Origin of the sequence: Acidovorax radicis N35 (assembly GCF_000204195.1) — a bacterium.
Taxonomy (GTDB): domain Bacteria; phylum Pseudomonadota; class Gammaproteobacteria; order Burkholderiales; family Burkholderiaceae_C; genus Acidovorax; species Acidovorax radicis.
In genome coordinates, this window is sequence record NZ_AFBG01000025.1 from 151,692 (window position 1) to 171,078 (window position 19,387).

The 19,387-nt window shown below is 65.0% G+C and carries 19 protein-coding genes; 13 read left to right on the plus strand and 6 right to left on the minus strand.

Annotated elements, in window-relative coordinates; translation table 11 throughout:
• Window positions 1-29 precede the first annotated feature (29 nt).
• Complete coding sequence (locus ARADN35_RS0124985; protein WP_010467105.1) at window positions 30-410, plus strand: hypothetical protein; 381 nt, start codon at window positions 30-32, stop codon at window positions 408-410.
• On the opposite strand, the gene creC is transcribed toward ARADN35_RS0124985, so the two are convergent.
• The 4 genes from creC to ARADN35_RS0125005 form a co-directional block, all read right to left on the minus strand.
• Window positions 407-1,885, minus strand: a complete 1,479-nt coding sequence (creC, locus tag ARADN35_RS0124990) for a two-component system sensor histidine kinase CreC (RefSeq protein ID WP_010467106.1) — start codon at window positions 1,883-1,885, stop codon at window positions 407-409. The genes ARADN35_RS0124985 and creC overlap by 4 nt on opposite strands.
• A gap of 79 nt (window positions 1,886-1,964) precedes the next feature.
• Entirely contained in the window at window positions 1,965-3,398 is a 1,434-nt protein-coding gene (locus ARADN35_RS0124995) for a hypothetical protein (RefSeq protein WP_029414395.1), read from the minus strand.
• A 50-nt stretch (window positions 3,399-3,448) separates the two neighbouring features.
• The gene (locus ARADN35_RS0125000) at window positions 3,449-4,141 is read right to left on the minus strand and encodes a winged helix-turn-helix domain-containing protein (protein WP_010467108.1); all 693 of its coding nucleotides are present in this window, start codon (window positions 4,139-4,141) and stop codon (window positions 3,449-3,451) included.
• 98 nt (window positions 4,142-4,239) lie between these two features.
• Entirely contained in the window at window positions 4,240-4,875 is a 636-nt protein-coding gene (locus ARADN35_RS0125005) for a MarC family protein (protein WP_010467109.1), read from the minus strand.
• A gap of 218 nt (window positions 4,876-5,093) precedes the next feature.
• Here ARADN35_RS0125005 and ARADN35_RS0125015 point away from each other — a divergent pair, with 218 nt between their 5' ends.
• From ARADN35_RS0125015 to ARADN35_RS0125025, 3 genes are all read left to right on the plus strand, one after another.
• Complete coding sequence (locus tag ARADN35_RS0125015; protein ID WP_010467112.1) at window positions 5,094-5,786, plus strand: dienelactone hydrolase family protein; 693 nt, start codon at window positions 5,094-5,096, stop codon at window positions 5,784-5,786.
• Window positions 5,787-5,930: 144 nt separating this feature from the next.
• Window positions 5,931-6,872, plus strand: a complete 942-nt coding sequence (locus tag ARADN35_RS0125020) for an amidohydrolase family protein (protein ID WP_181147583.1) — start codon at window positions 5,931-5,933, stop codon at window positions 6,870-6,872.
• A 135-nt stretch (window positions 6,873-7,007) separates the two neighbouring features.
• On the plus strand, window positions 7,008-7,628 hold the full coding sequence (locus ARADN35_RS0125025) for a chalcone isomerase family protein (RefSeq protein WP_010467120.1): 621 nt from the start codon (window positions 7,008-7,010) through the stop codon (window positions 7,626-7,628).
• 188 nt (window positions 7,629-7,816) lie between these two features.
• Here the strand turns inward: ARADN35_RS0125025 and ARADN35_RS0125030 are convergent, their stop codons facing one another.
• Window positions 7,817-8,950, minus strand: coding sequence for a magnesium transporter CorA family protein (locus ARADN35_RS0125030; RefSeq protein ID WP_050812580.1), 1,134 nt, complete (start codon window positions 8,948-8,950; stop codon window positions 7,817-7,819).
• A gap of 61 nt (window positions 8,951-9,011) precedes the next feature.
• On the minus strand, window positions 9,012-10,019 hold the full coding sequence (hemB, locus tag ARADN35_RS0125035; protein WP_010467124.1) for a porphobilinogen synthase: 1,008 nt from the start codon (window positions 10,017-10,019) through the stop codon (window positions 9,012-9,014).
• 330 nt (window positions 10,020-10,349) lie between these two features.
• On the opposite strand from hemB, the gene ARADN35_RS0125040 reads away from it, so the two are divergent.
• The 9 genes from ARADN35_RS0125040 to tuf form a co-directional block, all read left to right on the plus strand.
• Entirely contained in the window at window positions 10,350-10,778 is a 429-nt protein-coding gene (locus ARADN35_RS0125040) for a CopD family protein (RefSeq protein ID WP_010467126.1), read from the plus strand.
• 189 nt (window positions 10,779-10,967) lie between these two features.
• A complete protein-coding gene (locus tag ARADN35_RS0125045; protein ID WP_029414397.1) occupies window positions 10,968-12,065 on the plus strand; it encodes a VanZ family protein in 1,098 nt (365 codons plus the stop codon).
• A gap of 44 nt (window positions 12,066-12,109) precedes the next feature.
• A complete protein-coding gene (locus ARADN35_RS0125050) occupies window positions 12,110-12,469 on the plus strand; it encodes a (2Fe-2S) ferredoxin domain-containing protein (RefSeq protein WP_010467130.1) in 360 nt (119 codons plus the stop codon).
• A 97-nt stretch (window positions 12,470-12,566) separates the two neighbouring features.
• Window positions 12,567-13,220, plus strand: coding sequence for an alpha/beta hydrolase (locus tag ARADN35_RS0125055; protein WP_010467131.1), 654 nt, complete (start codon window positions 12,567-12,569; stop codon window positions 13,218-13,220).
• A 105-nt stretch (window positions 13,221-13,325) separates the two neighbouring features.
• Window positions 13,326-14,495 carry a D-alanyl-D-alanine carboxypeptidase family protein gene (locus ARADN35_RS0125065; protein WP_029414398.1) on the plus strand — a complete coding sequence of 390 codons (1,170 nt, stop codon included), beginning with the start codon at window positions 13,326-13,328 and terminating at the stop codon, window positions 14,493-14,495.
• A gap of 293 nt (window positions 14,496-14,788) precedes the next feature.
• On the plus strand, window positions 14,789-15,166 hold the full coding sequence (rpsL, locus tag ARADN35_RS0125070; RefSeq protein WP_007851137.1) for a 30S ribosomal protein S12: 378 nt from the start codon (window positions 14,789-14,791) through the stop codon (window positions 15,164-15,166).
• 164 nt (window positions 15,167-15,330) lie between these two features.
• Entirely contained in the window at window positions 15,331-15,804 is a 474-nt protein-coding gene (rpsG, locus tag ARADN35_RS0125075; protein ID WP_005798541.1) for a 30S ribosomal protein S7, read from the plus strand.
• Between the two features lie 150 nt (window positions 15,805-15,954).
• Window positions 15,955-18,057, plus strand: coding sequence for an elongation factor G (gene fusA, locus ARADN35_RS0125080; protein ID WP_010467140.1), 2,103 nt, complete (start codon window positions 15,955-15,957; stop codon window positions 18,055-18,057).
• A gap of 221 nt (window positions 18,058-18,278) precedes the next feature.
• Window positions 18,279-19,387, plus strand: a 1,109-nt coding sequence (gene tuf, locus ARADN35_RS0125085) for an elongation factor Tu (RefSeq protein ID WP_010467141.1), incomplete at its 3' end; no start/stop codon positions are given.

Here is a 19,387-nt window from a genome sequence, read left to right on the forward strand (position 1 = left end):
AACGGCGCATTGCAACGAGGGGTTTCGGCATGCGTCATGTGGTTCCGGTGGTTCTGGTCTTGGTGGCAGTGGTCCATGCCCTGCCGCTGGTGGGCGTGCTGGGGGCGGGCAAGCTGGCGCAGCTGTACGGCACCCCGGTGCAGGATGCAGGCGTGGAGTTGCTGCTGCGGCACCGGGCCGTCCTTTTCGGGCTGCTGGCCGCCTTCATGGGGTATGCCGCCACGCGAGCCGAACTCCATCGGCTGGCCCTGGTGGCGGGGCTGGTGAGCGTGGTGTCTTTTCTGCTGCTGTCGTGGCTGCAGCGCGGCAGCGGCCTCAGCGCTCCACTGGTGATGGTCGTGCGGGTGGATGGGGTGGCGCTGGCCTTGCTGGTGGTGGCCCTGGCTGTGCACCTGCGCCGCTCGCATTAGCTGGCGGGAAACTCCAGTGCCACCCACAGTCCGGGCACTGTGTTGCGCACCACCATCTGTCCCCCGTGCAGCGCCATCACCCGCCGCACAATCGCCAGCCCCAGTCCCGATCCACTGCGCTCCCCGCCCGGCCGCGCGGTGGTGAAAAAGCGCTCGCCCAGGCGCGGCAGCGCGTAGTCGGGCACGCCGGGGCCGCTGTCCTGCACGGCCACCGTGGCGCCGTCTAGCTCCACCCGCACCGTGCTGCCCGCAGGTGCAAAGTCGATGGCGTTGTCCAGCAGGTTGGTCAGCGCCAGCGTCACCAGCTCGGCCTCCCACGGGCCGCTGGTGCCGTGCCCTTCCAGTGCCAGGCTGATGCCGCGCTGCCCGGCGCGGGCGCGGGTCTGGGCAATGGCGGCCTCGGCGCAGTCGTGCAGCGCCACGGGCGCGCGGCCTTCGGCATGGTGGCGCTGCTCCAGCTTGGACAGCTCCAGCAGCCGGTCGATGATGCGCTGCAGGCGCTCGCTTTGCTGCACCACCTGGGTCGCGAATTCGGCGCGGTCGGCGGCGGGCAGGTCGTCCTGCAGCAGCTCGCCCGCGCCGCGGATGGCGGCCACGGGGCTTTTGAGTTCGTGCGTGAGGGCGCGCACATAGCCTTCGATGTAGTCGCGCCCTTCCAGCCGGGCGCGCATGCGGTCCATGGCGCGGGCCAGGTCGCCCAGTTCGCCCGGCACCTCGGGCACGGCCAGCGCCGTGGTGGGCGGGGTGCCGGGATCATGGCGCTCGCCATCGGCCGGGCCCTGCACGCTCAAGGCGTAGTCGCGCAGGCGGCGCACGTTCCACACCATCCACAGCGTCACCGCCACGCCCACGGCTGCCGAGAGGGCCAGCAGCAGCAGCCCGCCCATGAACACCTTTTGCTCGGCGCGGTCGATGAAGCGCTGCACGGTGCGCGTGGGTTTGGCCACGGTCAACACACCGGCGATCTTGCGGCCCTCGGGCGCCTGCACATAGATGGGGGCGGCCACATGCATCACGCCGCTGGTGTCGTCGTCCTCCACATCGCGCGTGGAGCGCGCGCCGTACTCGCCCCGCAGCGTGCGGGCCACGTCGCGCCACTGCGAGTAGTCGGCGCCGATGGCGCGGTTTTCGGAGTCGAACAGCACACGTCCCGTGGTGTCGGTCACGTAGATGCGGTAGTCCAGCGACTGCTTGGAAAACCCCCAGATCGCTGCGTCGATGGGCCGCGTGGCATAGCGGCGCACATGCTGCGCAAACGGGCTGTGGCTGCTGTTGTCGGCCCCCGTCGCCAGGCGCCCGGCCGCCAGGTCATCGCTGGCCAGCTCGGCCAGGATGTTGGCCGTGTCCACCATCATGTCCTCCATCACCTCGCGCACGCTGGGTTTGATCTCGGCCATGAACACGCGCAGCACAAAAAACGCGGCGATGCCGTTGATGAGGAAGAAGGCAAAGAGCAGGCGGATGCCGAGGCGCATGGATCAGCGGGCCCTTCTGTAAAAACAGTAGCTGCAAAAGATTGCTGGGCGCGCGCAGGCGGCGGATTTCATGCTCATTTCACCCCCGCAAGCGAATGCGATAGGTCGAGGATCGACCAGGGTTCTGGTTCTGCTTCTCGCGGCCTTCAAACATCAGGCTGCTGGTGGCCGCGTCCCATTGCATGGGCTGCAGTGTGTAGGGGTTGCGCAGTTCCTCGGGTGACTGTGCCAGCCACGCGGGCATGTCGGGCGGGGCGACCTGATCAACGGCGGCGCGGTGCTGCAGGAGGACAAGGCGGCGGTAGCCGTCCATGTCGGCCACCCGCTGGGCGTACCCTTGGTAATTGCGCGCAGAGATAGCAGCCAGACAGGTCCCTGCAATGTTGCGCAAGCTATTCCAGGGTAGACATGCTCCATCATCTTCCAGTCGCCGCATGAGTTTGGAGAAAGCAGCGTCCTGTCGCGGGGCGGGCATGCCGTGAATGGTGTGCACTTGCTGCAGGTAGCCGAGCGAGAGATTGAGCGTCTGTCTGGGTAAGTAGGCCCAATTGCTCGCTTTGTTCAAGAGGCGTTGCCACCATGTGGGGGGCTCGTCCCATGGACGGGTGAACAAATCAACGGTTTTGTACAGATATAGACCGCTAGCGACGAAACGCATTTCCCCCTCCATGGCTGATCCCAAGGGCTCAGTCGGCACGGAAACAAGTTCTTCGATCGTCGTGGACACAGCCGCAGGGGTTGGCGATGCTGTTCGTGCGCTCGCATCACTGAGCCACCGTAGTTCGCGGTGCTGCATGGCCAGCGCGATCATGGACGCAATCAGGCTGTTGGAGGTGCTTGCCATGCGGCTGCGTAGCTGGACGGCCTGACGGGCGATGTCCATGGCCTGCTGTGGCTGCCCATGCACCCACGCCAGCGCGGCCTGGGCCAGCCAAAGCTCATGAGCGCGGACGAGGAGCCCATAGGGCGGGAATTCGGCCAGCAAGTAAAAGGGGGCGGGATTGCTGAACTGCGGGGAACTGGCCGCAGCCGCCAGCCGTTGCAGCAGGGCCTGGTGGTTTTTCGCCAATGCCTGCACTTCATCGCCATGTTTCACAAACCAGGCAAAACAATCCGCTTCGCCGACTGGGCAACGCAGCCGGTCGGGCAGTACGTCGCCCACCATGGCCTCGGCTGCAAGGGACGGAGGCATCCCTTCCTGCCGGTCGCCATGGGCCTCCACCCAACGCCTGCGCTCGATTTCACGCGCCAGGCGCTGGCGGCCCAGTGCCATGGCATCGGCGACAGCATCGCCCCCGGCGGGCGCGTCCAGCCCCATGAGGATCAGAGAGCCGTTGCCTTCCAGGGCTTGTTCGGTGGGCGGCGTGTACTGCAGCGCCTGCTGGGCCGCCTCGCTCAGGGCGTCATCGTTCCAATTGGCAACGATCAGTGCGGCCAACCCCACAGAGGCCAATCCCCCCAGGGCCAGCATCAGCCAGCCCAGTGCTTTCAAGCAACGGCGCAGGTATTTCATAAAAAGATAGCTGTCAACGCAAGCTGGGCGAGCGCCAGGACCGATTTTGGCTATACGTCAAGACAGTACCCCATGCCACGGTGCGTGCTGATGTAGTCGCGCGCCGGGTCCACCTCGCGCAGCTTGGCGCGCAGGGTCTTGATGTGGGTGTCCACCGTGCGGTCGGTGCTCTCGCTGTCGTCGCCCCAGGCAGCGGCCAGCAGCGCGTCGCGCGAGTGGATGCGGCCTGCGCCGCGCAGCAGGTGGGCCAGCAGGCGGTATTCGCGCCGGGTCAGCGGCAGGGGCTGGCCGCGCAGGCTGATGCGTTGTCCTGCCTCGTCGTCATGGAAGAGCGTGGCGGCCGAAGCGGCGGGTGCTGCCGTGTGGCCGTTGCCCGCCCGGCGCAGCAGCGCCTTCACGCGGGCCGCCAGTTCGCGCGGGCTGAAGGGTTTGGTCAGGTAGTCATCGGCGCCCAGCTCCAGGCCCAGCACGCGGTCGATCTCCTCGCCGTGGGCACTGAGCATCAGCACGGGAATGGCTGCGGTCTGCGCGGCATTGCGCACGTCGCGCAGCAGATCGAGCCCGCTGCCATCGGGCAGGCCCACGTCCAGCACCAGGAGGTCAAAGCGGTGCGAAAGCATCTGCTGGCGCGCATCGTGCACCAGCAGGCTGTGCGTCACGAGCAGTCCGTCGCGCTCCAGCGCATAGGCCACGGTGCGGGCGATGGCGGGGTCGTCTTCCAGAAGCAAAAGCCGTGCGGACATGTCTCAGTCATCCGTTGTGCTGCGCGCCATCCGCAACGCCTGAAACTGGCACGGTCCAGGCGAGGGACGCCGCCAAAGGCGACTCAGGGGGGAACATGTCACCGAGCGATCAGGATGGGGAAGAGCTTGCCCAGCCCGTCGGCCATCACTTCCACCGCCAGCGCCGCCAGGATCAGGCCCATCAGCCGGGTCATCACATTGATGCCGGTCTTGCCCAGCACGCGCGCAATCGGGTCGGCCAGGGCGAAACACACGGCGGTGGCCAGGGCGATGACGACGCCGTAGCCCACCAGCGCCAGGGTTTGCCAGATGCCCTGGGCGCGGTCGGCGTAAATCACCACCGTGGACATGCTGGCTGGGCCCGTGAGCAGCGGGATGGTGAGCGGCACCACGGCAATGCTGCTGCCAGCGGCGGCTTTCTCGGCCCCTTCCTCATATTCGTTGGTGCTGGGCTTGGCCTCGGCGGGCTGGGCGTTGAGCATGTTCATCGCGCTGATAAGCAGCAGCATGCCGCCGCCTACCTGGAAGCTCTGCAGCGAGATGTTGAAGAAATCGAGGATCTGCAGGCCCAGCAGCGCGCAGGCTGCAATCACGCAGAACACGCTGAAGCTGGCCACCTGGATGGTGCGGCGCCGCTGCGGGTACGAAAACCCCTGCGTGTAGTGGATGAAGAAGGGGACGATGGCCAGCGGATTCACGATGGCCAGCAGGGTGATGAGGGGTTTGAGATCCATCAATGGCCTCCGGATTCGCCAGGCAGCGACAGGGTGGTGGAGTGTGCGGCGGCCGTGGCGGCGCCAAGGCCTGGGCGGGGGCCCGTGAATAACGCAATCTTGTCCATGAAATGCGGTCTCCTGCAAGAATGCAGCATTGGAACAGGTTCCAGGCATCCCAGCCCCTTTTGCGAGTGCGCTGGGCGCCGTCTTGCAACACCCCTTCAAGGAGCAGCAGCATGGGTCAGTTTGTCGATCTGAAATCAAGCGATGGTTTTACGTTTCCGGCCTGGGTGGCGCAGCCTGATGGGGCGCCCCGTGGCGCCGTGGTGGTGCTGCAGGAGATCTTTGGCGTGAATTCGCACATCCGCGCAGTGGCCGACCGCTTCGCGGCACGTGGCTACCTGGCCGTGGCGCCGTCGACCTTTCACCGCGTCCAGCAGGACGTGGACATGGGTTATTCGGGCGACGACATGAAGGCCGGCATGGCGCTCAAGGCCGCCGTGGAGGCGCTGCCCGCGCCGGGCGTGATGCCCGACATCCAGGCCGCCATTGACCATGCGGCGGCGCAAAGTGGTCGCAAGGTGGGCATCGTGGGCTTTTGCTGGGGCGGCCTGCTGACGTGGCGCGCGGCCTGCCAGCTGCAGGGCCTGTCGGCCGCCGTGCCGTACTACGGTGGCGGCATGACCACGCCCGAGGAGGCGGCGCGCCATCCGCAGGTGCCCGTGCTGGCGCACTTCGGCCAGCGCGACCACTACATCCCGCTGGATGGCGTGCAGGCCTTTGCCCGCGCCCACCCCGACGTCGAAGTGCACATCTATGAAGCCGACCACGGCTTCAACTGCGACCAGCGTGGCAGCTACGACGAGCCCTCGGCGATGACGGCGCGGGACCGCACGCTGGCGTTCTTCGACAAGCATCTGATTGCTTGAGCCTCCCTGAGTCGCCTGCGGCGCCCCCCCCAGGGGGACGCCCCCAGTGCGGCGGGGCGTCCCTTGCACGGGGGCACTGGCAGGGTCGTGCCACGTGCATGCACCGGGGGTGTCGCGATGACTGCTCAATGTTTGGAGGTTGGCATGGCGAGTACGACGCGTATCCAGGTTTTGAAGCGATTTTTGCTGCTACCGCTTGCCTGTAAAGCGCTGACAGCTATTGGTTTGATAGCATTGGGCCTTCAGGCCCACGCCGCCGACTACACCGGCCCGCTGTTCGACGCCCACCTGCACTACAACGAGGAAGCCTGGGATGGAAAAACCGGCCCCCATCCGCCCGCCGATGTGCTGGCGCGCATGAAGGCCAGCGGCGTGCGCGCCATCGTGGCCAATTCGCGGCCGAACACCGGCTCGCTCACGCTGGCGGAGTTGCCACAGACGCGCAAGGCAGGCGTCACCGTGGTGCCGTTTGTGCGGCTGTACCGCAACCGTGCGGACTATTCAGGCTGGTTCGCGGACGAGAGCATCTACACCATGGTGCAGGCCGAGCTGGCGCGCGGCACGGCGGCCGGGCCGTACCGGGGCATTGGCGAGTTCCACCTGTACGACAGTGCCAACGCCGATGGCCCGGTGGCCAAAAAGCTCATGGTGCTGGCCGAGGAGCGCGACCTGGTGGTGCTGGCCCATGTGGACGACGCGGCCATCGACCTGCTGATGGCCAATACGCCGTCCCAGGGCCGCAAGCTGCGCCTGATCTGGGCGCACACAGGCATTGGCGGTGCGTCGGTAGAGCGCGTGGATGCACTGATGGGGCGCTACCCCGGGCTGGTGGGCGAGCTGTCGTACCGGCCGGGCCTGGTGTGCGACGACAACCAGCTGTGCCCCGCGTGGCGCGCGCTGCTGCTCAAGTACCCCGCGCGGTTTGTGGTGGGTTCGGACACCTGGGTGAACCAGCGCTGGCAGCACTATGAGGGCCTCATGCAAGGCTACCGGCAGTGGCTCGGCGGTTTGCCCGCCGATGTGGCGCGGCGGATTGCCTGGGACAACGGGGCGGCGCTGTTTGGGGTGCCGGCACCGCGCAGATAGCGGCGCTATGGTGGCCCGGTAGCGGCGCTGACGCCAACACGTCCGTCGCCGCGTGGGGCCAGGCCCTATGATTTCCGGGCGGGAAGGGCGGCCTGGGGGCCCTTGCTTGCCACCCCGCAGTCCGGAAAAAAGCCCTTGAAAACCACCACCACCTTTTCTTTCCCCCGTCGCCATCGCCCTGCAGCGCGCGTGGCCTGTTCATGGGCTTTGGCAGCCGCCAGCCTGGGGTTCGTGGCGCCAGCAGGTGCCGCCACCCCGTTCGAACCCGCGCAAACCGTGCAAGGCACGCCGCTGGTGCTGCAGGGCTCGGGCACCCGCTACCGCACTGTGTTCAAGGTCTATGACATGGCGCTGTACCTGCCGCGCAAGGTCCGCACGGCCGAGGAGGTGCTGGCCACCACGGGCCCCATGCGCCTGCAGTTTGTGGCGCAACGCGACATCCCGGGCACCGACCTGGGGCTGTCGTTCATCAAGGGCCTATCCAGCAACGCCACGCCGGACCAGATCCGGCGCCATACCCCGTCGAGCAACCGCCTGGTCGAGATCTTCTCGGGCCGTGCCAAGCTGGCGTCGGGCGACACCTTTGCGATGGAGTATGTGCCGGGCAAGGGCACCACATTCTTCATCCAGGGCCAGCCGCAGGGCGCGCCGGTGGGCGATGCCGAGTATTTCGGCATGGTGCTGCGCATCTGGCTGGGCCCGTCGCCGGTGGACGCGTCTCTCAAGGAAGCGCTGCTGGCGTCCGGCCCGACCTGAGAGGCTGAGAGTCTTTTATCCATGCCCGCCTTGCACGCCAAAAAGCCCCGGCTCGTCGTTGCAAATGCTCGCCATAGCCCGAGCTATGGCTGTGCTTTGCGCCTAGATCCTAGGCTTTTTGGCGCGCCTTTCGGGCTCGGCTAAAAAACTCTCAGCCTCTGAGCGGGCGCTGGAGGGGCTGCCTGTGCTCAGGTGCCCGTGCGCGCCAGGTAGCGTTTGCGCCAGAACAGGGCCACCAGGGCCAGGGCGATGAAGACCATCGAGCCCAACGCCCACCAGAAGCCGTCGGCCTTGTGGATGAGGGGCAGAAACTCGAAGTTCATACCGAAGATGCCCGCAATCAGGTTGAGCGGCAGGAACACCGCCGTCAGTGCGGTCAGCGTGCGCATGATGTCGTTGGTGCGGTTGCTCTGCACGCTGAAGTGCATCTGCACGGCGGTTTCGGTGCTTTGCTCCAGCCGGCGCACGTGGTGCACCACACGTTCGATGTGCTCCAGCACATCGCGGCTGCGCACCTTGAGCAGGTCCAGCTCGCGCAGGCCGAGCGGGGTCTCGGGCAGGGCCCAGGTTTCCAGCGCGTCGATCCAGTCTTGCACGGCGGTGCGCTGGTCTTCGCAGATCTCGTCCAGCATGTGCAGCGACAGGCGGGCTTCGAGCAGCGATGTCCAGTTCACGTAGCGTGCGCGGGGCTTGAGCAGCTCGTTTTGCCAGTGGTCGAGCTGGCGCGTGAGTTCGCGGCGCAGGTCCAGGTAGCCATCCACCATCAGGTTGACCACGCGCAGCATCAGGTCGGCCGGGCTGGTGGGCACGCGGGCGCCGGGCACGGGGCTGCTGCGGCCCTCGCTGGGGCTGGTGGGCAGCGAGGCCAGCAGGCGTGTGGCATAGGCGTCGCGCACCGCGCAGTCTGCGGGGTGCACGGTCAGCAGCAGCTGGTCGAACACGGCAAAACCCACCGGGCTGGTGTCGATGCGGCGCAGCACGGGCGGGCCGCTGCGTTTGAGCGATGGGGGCGCACCGGCGCCCGCCGCGCTGGGTGCGTCCGGGGCGTCGCCATTCAATGTGGCCAGGCGGCGGAACACCAGCAGGTCGTATTGCGAGGTGTAGTCGTAGTGCGAGGGCAGTTGTGCGTTGAGCAGGTCGGACACGTGCAGGTCCACCAGCTGCAGCCCCACCAGGGTCTGCAGGCTCGCCTGGATCTCGGCCAGCCGCGCCTGGAAGGCCGGGCGCGCGCAGGCGATCCAGACAAAACCCTGGGCGGGCATCTGCGTGGGCAGCTCGGTGAGCTCCTGCACGCCGCCGCTGTGGATGTGAAAAATACGCATGCGACCCCGGTTGAGCAATAAAAAATGCCTCTAGCGCTTTTCCATCCAGCGCTAATTGCTATTATTTTCGGAGCAAACGCGCAGCATCGCGCGCAAAGTAGGTCAGCACACCATCGGCGCCTGCGCGCTTGAAGGCCAGCAGGCTTTCCATCATCACGGCGTCGTGATCGAGCCAGCCATTCGCGGCAGCGGCCTTGATCATGGCGTACTCGCCGCTGACCTGGTAGGCGAACGTGGGCACGTGGAACTCGTCCTTCACGCGGCGCACGATGTCCAGGTAGGGCATGCCGGGCTTGACCATCACCATGTCGGCACCTTCGGCGATGTCGATGGCCACCTCGCGCAGGGCCTCGTCGCTGTTGCCGGGGTCCATCTGGTAGACGTTCTTGTCGGCCTTGCCTAAAGCGCCGCGCGTGCCCACGGCGTCGCGGAAGGGGCCGTAGAAGGCGCTCGCGTACTTGGCGCTGTAGGCCATGATGCGGGTGTGGATATGGCCCTGAACCTCCAGCGCCTCGCGGATCGCGCCAATGCGGCCATCCATCATGTCGCTGGGCGCGACGATGTCCACGCCCGCCTCGGCATGCGTGAGTGCCTGGCCGGTGAGGATCTCCACCGTCTCGTCATTGATGATGTAGCCGGTGGCGTCCAGCACGCCGTCCTGGCCGTGGCTGGTGTACGGGTCCAGCGCCACATCGGTCATCACGCCCAGGGCGGGGAATTCCTTCTTGAGCGCCCGCACCACGCGCGGGATCAGGCCGTCGGGGTTCAGCGCCTCTTTGCCATCGGGCGTCTTGAGCGACGGGTCGATCGCCGGGAACAGCGCCAACACCGGAATGCCCAGTTTCACGCAGTCCTCGGCCACCGCCAGCAGCAGATCCAGGCTCAGGCGGTCCACGCCGGGCATGGAGGTCACGGCCTCGCTGCGGCCTTGGCCCTCGTGCACGAACACGGGGTAGATCAGGTCGTGTGGCGTGACGGCGTTTTCGCGCACCAGGTTGCGCGTAAACGCATCGCGGCGCAGGCGGCGCGGGCGGTTCTGGGGGAAGGGGGCGGGGCTTTGGAGATGCATCGCGAGATTATCCCCCTGAGCCGCTGCGCGGCTTCCCCCAAAGGGGGACGCACCCCCTGGACCGGCGAAGCCGGATCCACGGGTGCACTGGCATGGGGCGCGCCGGTTTCAAACATCAATGCGGCGTCCTCTCACATTGAAAATGCCGCTTGTAACACCCCTTGCCCGGTGCTAAATTGGCGCCGGGCGGCTTGCCGCCCCCCGCTTTCCCTCCCTGAGCGGGGCCTCGGGTTGCAGCGATGCAAAACAGGCTTTCCCGGCCCGGCGGATTTGCCGGGCTTTTTTTTGGCGCGGCCCGGGGCGGCCGGCACGGGCCCTTAAACTGCCTCCATGCTCTGGGTCAAAGCCTTTCACATCGTCTTCGTGGCCAGCTGGTTTGCTGGTCTTTTCTACCTGCCGCGCATCTTCGTCAACCTGGCGATGGTGGCGCCGGGCTCGGCCGCCGAGCGTGACCGCCTGCTGCTCATGGCCAGGAAGCTTCTGCGCTTTACCACGCTGCTGGCCGTGCCCGCGCTGGCACTGGGCGCGTGGCTGTGGATGGGCTATGGCATCGGGCGGGGCCCTGGCAATGGCTGGATGCACGCCAAGCTGGCGGTGGTGCTGCTGGTGATCGGCTACCACCACGCCTGCGGCGTGCTGCTGCGCAAGCTGGCCAACGGCACCAGCCGCAGGAGCCATGCGTGGTTCCGCTGGTTCAACGAGGTGCCCGTGGTGCTGCTGCTGGTTGCGGTGGTGCTGGTGGTGGTCAAGCCGTTCTGACATGGAACACCCCCCTGAGGTGCTGTGCGCCTTCCCCCCGCTCTCGCAGCGCTGCGAACTGCCGGCAGGGGGACGACGCCCTCGCTGCGGGGCGGCCCTTGCTTGGCGTCCTGCGCTTGTGCTGCGCCTGTTGCATGCGCTGCGGGCCACAGTGCGCACTGAACAGCCCATAGCCTGAAAGCGGTGTCGGTGCCCAAGACCTCCGCCTGGCCCCTGGCGCTGATCTACACGGCGCTTATCGTCTTTGCCAGTCTGTTTCCGTTTGACGGCTGGCGCGCCCAGGGCATTGACCCTCTGGTGTTCCTGCTGGCACCGTTGCCCCCGCCGTACTGGACGGGCTTTGACATCGCCACCAATGTTGTGGGTTATGCGCCGCTGGGTTTTTTGCTGGTGCTGGCCATGTTGCGCTCGGGCTGGGGGCGTGGCGCCGTGCTGCTGGCCACGCTGGTGGGCATGCTGCTGTCGCTGGCCATGGAGTTCCTGCAGATCTACCTGCCCCGGCGCGTGCCCTCCAATCTGGACTTGCTACTCAACGCGGCGGGCACCCTGGCGGGGGCGCTGAGCGCCGCGCTGCTGGAGCGCCTGGGCGCCATCGACCGCTGGAGCGATTTCAGAGGGCGCTGGTTTGTGCAGGACGCCAGCGGCGCCATCGTGCTGCTGGCCCTGTGGCCCCTGGCGCTGCTGTTCCCGGCGGCCGTGCCGTTCGGGCTGGGGCAGGTGCTGGAACGGCTGGAGGCAGCGCTCATCGAGGTGCTGGAAGACACCCCCTTTCTGGACTGGCTGCCGCTGCGCGAGGCCGTGTTCGACCCCCTTTCCCCCAGCGGAGAACTGCTGTGCGTGACGCTGGGCCTGCTGGCGCCGTGCCTGCTGGGCTACTGCGTGATCCGCTCCGTGGGCCGGCGCGCGCTGTTTGCCCTGGGTGTCGTCGCCGTGGGGGTTACGCTGACCGCGCTGTCGGCGGCCCTGAGCTGGGGCCCCGTGCATGCCTGGGAGTGGATGGGCCTGCCCACGCGGGTGGGCGTGTGGGGCGCGCTGGCGCTGGCGGTGCTGCTGCTGGCCCTGCCTCGGCGTGCCTGCGCCGCCGTGCTGCTGGTGGCCCTGGTCTGGCACCTGGCGCTGCTCAACCAGGCGCCCACCAGCGCCTATTTTGCGCAGACGCTGCAGATCTGGGAGCAGGGCCGGTTCATCCGCTTCTACGGCCTGGGCCAGTGGCTGGGGTGGTTGTGGCCCTATGCCACGCTGCTTTATGTGCTGCTGCGCGTGTCGAGGAGAGAGGGCGCCCCCTGAGCCGCCTTCCCCTCTCTCGCGGCGTGGGTTCGTAAAATGCAGGGATGAGCGACACCACCCCCGCACCGGCCGCAGCGCCCGGCTACTACCAGCGCCACATCTTCTTCTGCCTGAACGAACGCACCAACGGTGAGGACAGCTGCGCCCACCACAACGCCCAGGCGGGTTTCGACCGCTGCAAGGCCCAGGTCAAGGCAGCAGGCCTGGCGGGGGCCGGCAAGGTGCGCGTGAACAAGGCCGGTTGCCTGGACCGGTGCGCGGCTGGCCCCGTCGCGGTGGTCTACCCCGAGGGCACCTGGTACACCTATGTGGATACCGCCGACATCGACGAGATCGTCGAATCGCACCTCAAGAACGGCCAGGTGGTGGAGCGCCTGGTCACGCCGGCGGAACTTGGCCGCTGAATGCGCCTCCATCCGTCTCGTTGATCCATTTTTGAATGATTTTGGCTCCCAGCGCTTATCTGTAAAGCGCTGTCAGCTATTAATTTGGTAGTAAATCGTGAATGCCCAGACCGAACGCCTGACCCTGTCCGGCCCCGCAGGCGCCATCGAGGCCGTGCGTGACGCTGCCACGCTGGCTGACGGTGCTGCTGCGCCCCGTGGCGTGGCCATCATTGCGCACCCCCACCCGCTGTTTGGCGGCACCATGGACAACAAGGTCGTGCAAACGCTGGCGCGCGCCTTTGTGCAGTGTGGCTGGACGGCCGTGCGCTTCAATTTCCGCGGTGTGGGTGGCACCGAAGGTGTACACGACGACGGCCAGGGCGAATTGCAGGACCTGCTGGCCGTGGTGGAGCAGGTGGCGCCCGCCGCCGCAGGCCAGCGCATCGCGCTGGCGGGATTCTCGTTTGGCGCGTTTGTCACCAGCCACGCGCTGGCCACCCTTTGGCCGCAGGGCCGCGTAGACCACGCAGTGCTGGTGGGCACGGCCGCCAGCCGTTTCACCGTTGCCCCCGTGCCGCCCGACGCGCATCTGCGCACCCTGGTCGTGCACGGCGAGCACGACGACACCGTGCCGCTGGCCGCCGTGATGGACTGGGCACGGCCCCAGATACTGCCTGTCACAGTCATTCCCGCAGGGGGGCATTTCTTTCACGGACAATTGCCGCTTTTGAAAAATCTGGTGGTGCGCCACCTGCAATCGGGGGGCTGAACGCCCTGGCCCATGCCGGTTCGCCGGGCGCTCGCGCCGTGCGCAGGGCCCGTCCCCTCCCTCTCTTTCTCTCCTTTTTTAAGCCTCTCCAGCCCCTTATTGCCCATGAAACGAATCTTGTCCGCGCTGCGATCCCTGGCCGTCTTTGCTGCCGTGGCGCCTGCCGCCTTCGGAGCCCTTGCGCAGGCGCCCCAGCCCCCTGAAATTGCTGCGCGCACGTATCTGCTGGTGGACGTCACGGCCAACCAGGTGCTGGCAGCCAAGGACATCGACGCCCCCGTGGAGCAGGCCTCGCTGACCAAGCTCATGACGGGCTACCTGGTGTTCGACGCCCTGCGCGCCAAGAAAATCGCGCTGGACCAGAAGCTGCCCGTGAGCGTGCGCGCCTGGAAGATGCCCGGTTCGCGCATGTTCATCGACCCCAAGATGCAGGTCCCCGTGGAAGACCTCATCAAGGGCATGATCGTCCAGTCGGGCAACGACGCGACCATGGCCCTGGCCGAAGGCGTGGGCGGCACGGCCGAGAACTTCGTCAAGCTCATGAACGACCAGGCCCAGGCCCTGGGCATGAAAGGCACGAGCTACAAGAACCCCGAAGGCCTGACCGAACCCGGCCACACGACCACGGCGCGTGACCTCTCGGTGCTGGCCACGCGGCTGATGAAGGACTTCCCGGAGTACATGCACTACTACTCCACCAAGCAGTACAGCTACCCGGGCACCCCCGCGTCGAACGGCAGCAACCGCAACTCGCTGCTGTTCCGCGACCCGACGGTGGATGGCCTCAAGACCGGCCACACTGCGGCCGCCGGCTACTGCCTGGTGGCCACGTCCAAGCGTGAGTTCCCGGGCGTGGGCCAGCGCCGTCTGTTGTCCATCGTGCTCGGCGCCGCCAGCGAAAACGCGCGCGCGAACGAAAGCCAGAAGCTGCTGAACTGGGGCTATACCGCGTTTGAAGCCGTCAAGCTTTTCGACGCCGGCAAACCCGTGGCCACGCCCGCCGTCTGGAAGGGCACGGAAAACACCCTCAAGATCGGGCGCGAGGATGCCATCGTGGTGGCGGTGCCTGCGGGCAGCGCCGGCAAGATCACCACCCAGATCGCGCGCCCTGATCCGCTGGTCGCTCCATTCACCAAGGGCCAGTCCGTGGGCACCCTGAAGGTGCTCCTGGGCGAGCAGGCCCTGGCCGAAGTGCCCCTGGTGGCGCTGGAAGGTGTGGAGCAGGCGGGCATCCTGGGACGTGCCTGGGACGCGATCCGGCTTTGGATTAAGTAGGGTGCAACCCCCTGAGGCGCTTTCGCGCCTTCACCCCTCCTCTCGAATGGCTGTGCCATTCGGGAAGGGGGACGCAGCCAGTGCGGCGGGGCGGCCCTTGCACGGCTGCCCTCACATTTGCCGTGCGCTTTCGACGGCCGTCGGCAATGGCAGGTTCAGGCCATCCGTGTGGCGTGGTTTTTTGAGAAAGCCGCTGCGGCTTGCCTCTTTACACCCTTGCTGCTACATTAGAAGGCTTTTCGGAAATTCCGAAGGGTTTCACGTTTTCGTTTTTTACGTTTAGGGACGTATTCATGCCAACCATCAATCAACTAGTCCGTCAGGGGCGCGAGGTCGAAAAGATCAAGTCCAAGAGCCCTGCGATGGAAAATTCTCCCCAGCGCCGCGGCGTGTGCACCCGTGTGTACACCACGACGCCTAAGAAGCCTAACTCCGCTCTGCGGAAGGTCGCCAAGGTTCGCCTGACCAACGGTTTCGAAGTCATTTCCTACATCGGCGGCGAAGGCCACAACCTGCAAGAACACAGCGTCGTGCTGGTTCGCGGCGGTCGTGTCAAGGACTTGCCCGGTGTGCGTTACCACATCGTGCGCGGTTCGCTCGATTTGCAAGGCGTGAAAGACCGCAAGCAATCGCGCTCCAAGTACGGTGCCAAGAAGCCAAAGGCCAAATAAGCCCTGGCGGTTGTGTCTCCATCGGTGTTTGATTCGCCAGGCAGGCGCAGTCAAACGAAGTGACCCCAAGCGCGGTGTGTTCCGTGTGGGTCGAGTAAGTGGGGTTCTGAATGAATCTCGCGGTGTCTGAAAAGATGCCAACTGAAGCAATATGAGGTGAAAAAATGCCACGTCGTCGCGAAGTCCCCAAACGTGAAATCCTGCCGGATCCTAAGTTCGGCAATGTAGAGCTGTCCAAATTCATGAACGTGATCATGGAAGGCGGCAAAAAGGCGGTTGCAGAGCGCATCATTTACGGTGCCCTGGAACTGATCGAAAAGAAGCACCCTGACAAGGACCCTCTGGAAGCCTTCACCGTTGCCATCAACAACGTGAAGCCCATGGTCGAAGTGAAGTCGCGCCGCGTCGGCGGTGCGAACTACCAGGTGCCCGTGGAAGTGCGCCCCGTGCGCCGCCTGGCCCTGTCGATGCGCTGGATCAAGGAAGCTGCCCGCAAGCGCGGCGAAAAGTCGATGGCCCAGCGCCTGGCCAACGAGCTGCTCGAAGCGACCGAAGGCCGTGGTGGTGCCATGAAGAAGCGTGACGAAGTTCACCGCATGGCCGAAGCCAACAAGGCATTCAGCCACTTCCGCTTCTAAATCGACGCATCGCTTCGTCGTCAAGCGCAAGGCTGCCGGCATTTTTGCCTGCAGCCTTGTGGCGATTGAGGCGGTCACAAAATTGACGGGCTGCAGCGCCACAATGGCGGCCCCGTCCCCCGAATAACACGACCCATCCAAGGATCCACCATGGCTCGCAAGACTCCCATCGAGCGCTACCGCAATATCGGTATCTCGGCCCACATTGACGCTGGCAAGACCACGACCACCGAACGTATCCTGTTCTACACGGGCGTGAGCCACAAGATTGGCGAAGTGCACGATGGCGCTGCCACCATGGACTGGATGGAGCAAGAGCAAGAGCGCGGCATCACGATCACCTCGGCTGCCACGACCTGCTTCTGGAAGGGTATGGACAACTCCTACCCTGAGCACCGTTTCAACATCATCGACACCCCCGGCCACGTGGACTTCACGATTGAAGTGGAGCGTTCCATGCGCGTGCTCGACGGCGCCTGCATGGTGTACTGCGCCGTGGGCGGCGTGCAGCCTCAGTCGGAAACCGTCTGGCGCCAGGCCAACAAGTACAAGGTGCCACGTCTGGCATTCGTGAACAAGATGGACCGTACGGGTGCCAACTTCTTCAAGGTCTATGACCAGATGAAGCTGCGCCTGAAGGCCAACCCCGTGCCCGTGGTGATCCCGATTGGCGCGGAAGACAAGTTCACCGGCGTGGTCGATCTGCTGAAGATGAAGGCCATCATCTGGGATGAAGCATCCCAGGGCATGAAGTTCAGCTACGAAGAAATTCCGGCTGAGCTGCTCGAATCGGCCAAGGAATGGCGCGAAAAGATGGTGGAAGCTGCTGCTGAAGCCTCTGAAGAGCTGATGAACAAGTACCTCGAAGAGGGTGACCTCTCCGAAGACGAGATCAAGTTCGGTCTGCGCACCCGCACCATCGCTACGGAAATCCACCCGATGCTGTGCGGCACTGCGTTCAAGAACAAGGGTGTGCAGCGCATGCTGGACGCCGTCATCGACTACCTGCCAGCACCCACGGACATCGCGGACGTGACGGGTACCGACGAAGACGAAAACCCCGTGACCCGCAAGGCGGATGACGGCGAAAAGTTCTCGGCACTGGCGTTCAAGCTGATGACCGACCCGTTCGTGGGTCAGCTGACCTTCGTGCGCGTGTACTCGGGCGTGCTGACCAAGGGCGACACCGTCTACAACCCGATCAAGGGCAAGAAGGAACGCATTGGCCGTATCGTGCAGATGCACGCGAATGAGCGCCAGGAAGTCGAAGAAATTCGCGCTGGCGACATCGCTGCCTGCGTGGGCCTGAAGGACGTGACGACTGGCGAAACGCTGAGCGACATCGACTCCCAGATCATTCTGGAGCGCATGGTGTTCCCTGAGCCTGTGATCACGCAGGCTGTGGAGCCCAAGACCAAGGCCGACCAAGAAAAGATGGGCATCGCCCTGCAACGCCTGGCCGCTGAAGATCCATCCTTCCGCGTGAAGACCGATGAAGAATCGGGCCAGACGCTGATCGCCGGTATGGGCGAGCTGCATCTGGAAATCATCGTGGACCGCATGAAGCGTGAATTCGGCGTGGAGGCCAACGTGGGCAAGCCCCAGGTTGCCTACCGCGAAACCATCCGCAAGACGGTGGAAGAAGCCGAAGGCAAGTTCGTGCGCCAGTCCGGCGGTAAGGGCCAGTACGGTCACGTCGTGCTCAAGATCGAACCCAACGAAGCCGGCAAGGGCATCGAGTTCGTCGACGCGATCAAGGGTGGTGTGGTTCCTCGTGAATTCATCCCTGCGGTCGAAAAGGGCATCAACGAAGCCGTCACGCAAGGCGTGCTGGCTGGCTACCCCGTGGTGGACGTCAAGGTCACGCTGCACTTCGGTTCGTACCACGATGTGGACTCGAACGAACTGGCGTTCAAGATGGCTGCCATCTTCGGCTTCAAGGAAGGCTGCCGCAAGGCTGGCCCGGTCATTCTGGAACCCATGATGGCCGTGGAAGTGGAAACGCCTGAAGACTACGCCGGCAACGTGATGGGCGACCTGTCCTCGCGCCGCGGCATGGTGCAAGGCATGGAAGACATTCCTGGCGGTGGCAAGGCCATCCGCGCCGAAGTGCCTCTGTCGGAAATGTTCGGCTACTCGACCACGCTGCGTTCCGCAACGCAAGGTCGCGCCACGTACTCGATGGAATTCAAGCACTACAGCGAAGCGCCTCGCAACGTCTCGGAAGCCATCATGGCTGCACGCGCCAAGTGATGCGCTTTGGGTGAAGGCCTGCCCTGGCAGGCCTTCACCCTTGATTTTTGATTAAAAATGGCCGTTGGCGCTTGTCTATCAAGCGCAAATAGCTATTAAAACAGTAGCAATATTCTTGCAATCTGCGACCCGGTGCCGTCCTGTTGCCCTGTGCGGGACGAACCAGCAATCGGGTGCAGACGTTAAACCCCAACACAGGCATTGCTCTTTGGAGATTCAAAATGGCAAAAGGTAAATTCGAACGGACCAAGCCCCACGTCAACGTGGGCACTATCGGCCACGTGGACCACGGCAAGACGACGCTGACGGCAGCGATTGCTACCGTGCTGTCCTCCAAGTTCGGCGGCGAAGCCAAGGCATACGACCAGATCGATGCAGCGCCCGAAGAAAAGGCCCGCGGTATCACGATCAACACCGCCCACGTGGAATACGAAACGGCCAACCGCCACTATGCCCACGTGGACTGCCCAGGCCACGCCGACTATGTGAAGAACATGATCACCGGCGCTGCCCAGATGGACGGCGCCATTCTGGTGTGCTCGGCCGCTGACGGCCCCATGCCCCAGACCCGTGAGCACATCCTGCTGGCCCGCCAGGTGGGCGTGCCTTACATCATCGTGTTCCTGAACAAGTGCGACATGGTGGACGACGAAGAACTGCTGGAACTCGTCGAAATGGAAGTGCGCGAGCTCCTCGACAAGTACAACTTCCCTGGCGACGACACCCCGATCATTCGCGGTTCTGCCAAGCTCGCCCTGGAAGGCGACAAGGGTCCTTTGGGTGAAGAAGCCATCATGAAGCTGGCCGAAGCCCTGGACACCTACATCCCCACGCCAGAGCGCGCTGTGGACGGCGCCTTCCTGATGCCTGTGGAAGACGTGTTCTCGATCTCCGGTCGCGGCACCGTGGTGACCGGCCGTATCGAACGCGGTATTGTCAAGGTCGGCGAAGAAATCGAAATCGTCGGTATCAAGGACACCGTCAAGACCACCTGCACCGGCGTGGAAATGTTCCGCAAGCTGCTGGACCAAGGCCAGGCTGGCGACAACGTTGGCCTGCTGCTGCGCGGCACCAAGCGCGAAGACGTGGAACGCGGCCAAGTGCTGTGCAAGCCCGGCTCGATCAAGCCCCACACCCACTTCACCGCTGAGGTGTACGTTCTGAGCAAGGACGAAGGCGGCCGTCACACGCCTTTCTTCAACAACTACCGTCCTCAGTTCTACTTCCGCACGACCGACGTCACTGGTGCCATCGAGCTGCCAGCCGACAAGGAAATGGTCATGCCTGGTGACAACGTGTCGATCACTGTGAAGCTGATCAACCCCATCGC

Excerpts from the sequence above, each read along its gene's own strand:
- ARADN35_RS0124985 (WP_010467105.1), top strand. The coding sequence starts at position 30 with ATGCGTCATGTGGTTCCGGTGGTTCTGGTCTTGGTGGCAGTGGTCCAT.
- creC (WP_010467106.1), bottom strand. The coding sequence starts at position 1,885 with ATGCGCCTCGGCATCCGCCTGCTCTTTGCCTTCTTCCTCATCAACGGC.
- ARADN35_RS0124995 (WP_029414395.1), bottom strand. The coding sequence starts at position 3,398 with ATGAAATACCTGCGCCGTTGCTTGAAAGCACTGGGCTGGCTGATGCTG.
- ARADN35_RS0125000 (WP_010467108.1), bottom strand. The coding sequence starts at position 4,141 with ATGTCCGCACGGCTTTTGCTTCTGGAAGACGACCCCGCCATCGCCCGC.
- ARADN35_RS0125005 (WP_010467109.1), bottom strand. The coding sequence starts at position 4,875 with ATGGATCTCAAACCCCTCATCACCCTGCTGGCCATCGTGAATCCGCTG.
- ARADN35_RS0125015 (WP_010467112.1), top strand. The coding sequence starts at position 5,094 with ATGGGTCAGTTTGTCGATCTGAAATCAAGCGATGGTTTTACGTTTCCG.
- ARADN35_RS0125020 (WP_181147583.1), top strand. The coding sequence starts at position 5,931 with ATGGCGAGTACGACGCGTATCCAGGTTTTGAAGCGATTTTTGCTGCTA.
- ARADN35_RS0125030 (WP_050812580.1), bottom strand. The coding sequence starts at position 8,950 with ATGCGTATTTTTCACATCCACAGCGGCGGCGTGCAGGAGCTCACCGAG.
- hemB (WP_010467124.1), bottom strand. The coding sequence starts at position 10,019 with ATGCATCTCCAAAGCCCCGCCCCCTTCCCCCAGAACCGCCCGCGCCGC.
- ARADN35_RS0125040 (WP_010467126.1), top strand. The coding sequence starts at position 10,350 with ATGCTCTGGGTCAAAGCCTTTCACATCGTCTTCGTGGCCAGCTGGTTT.
- ARADN35_RS0125050 (WP_010467130.1), top strand. The coding sequence starts at position 12,110 with ATGAGCGACACCACCCCCGCACCGGCCGCAGCGCCCGGCTACTACCAG.
- ARADN35_RS0125065 (WP_029414398.1), top strand. The coding sequence starts at position 13,326 with ATGAAACGAATCTTGTCCGCGCTGCGATCCCTGGCCGTCTTTGCTGCC.
- rpsL (WP_007851137.1), top strand. The coding sequence starts at position 14,789 with ATGCCAACCATCAATCAACTAGTCCGTCAGGGGCGCGAGGTCGAAAAG.
- rpsG (WP_005798541.1), top strand. The coding sequence starts at position 15,331 with ATGCCACGTCGTCGCGAAGTCCCCAAACGTGAAATCCTGCCGGATCCT.
- fusA (WP_010467140.1), top strand. The coding sequence starts at position 15,955 with ATGGCTCGCAAGACTCCCATCGAGCGCTACCGCAATATCGGTATCTCG.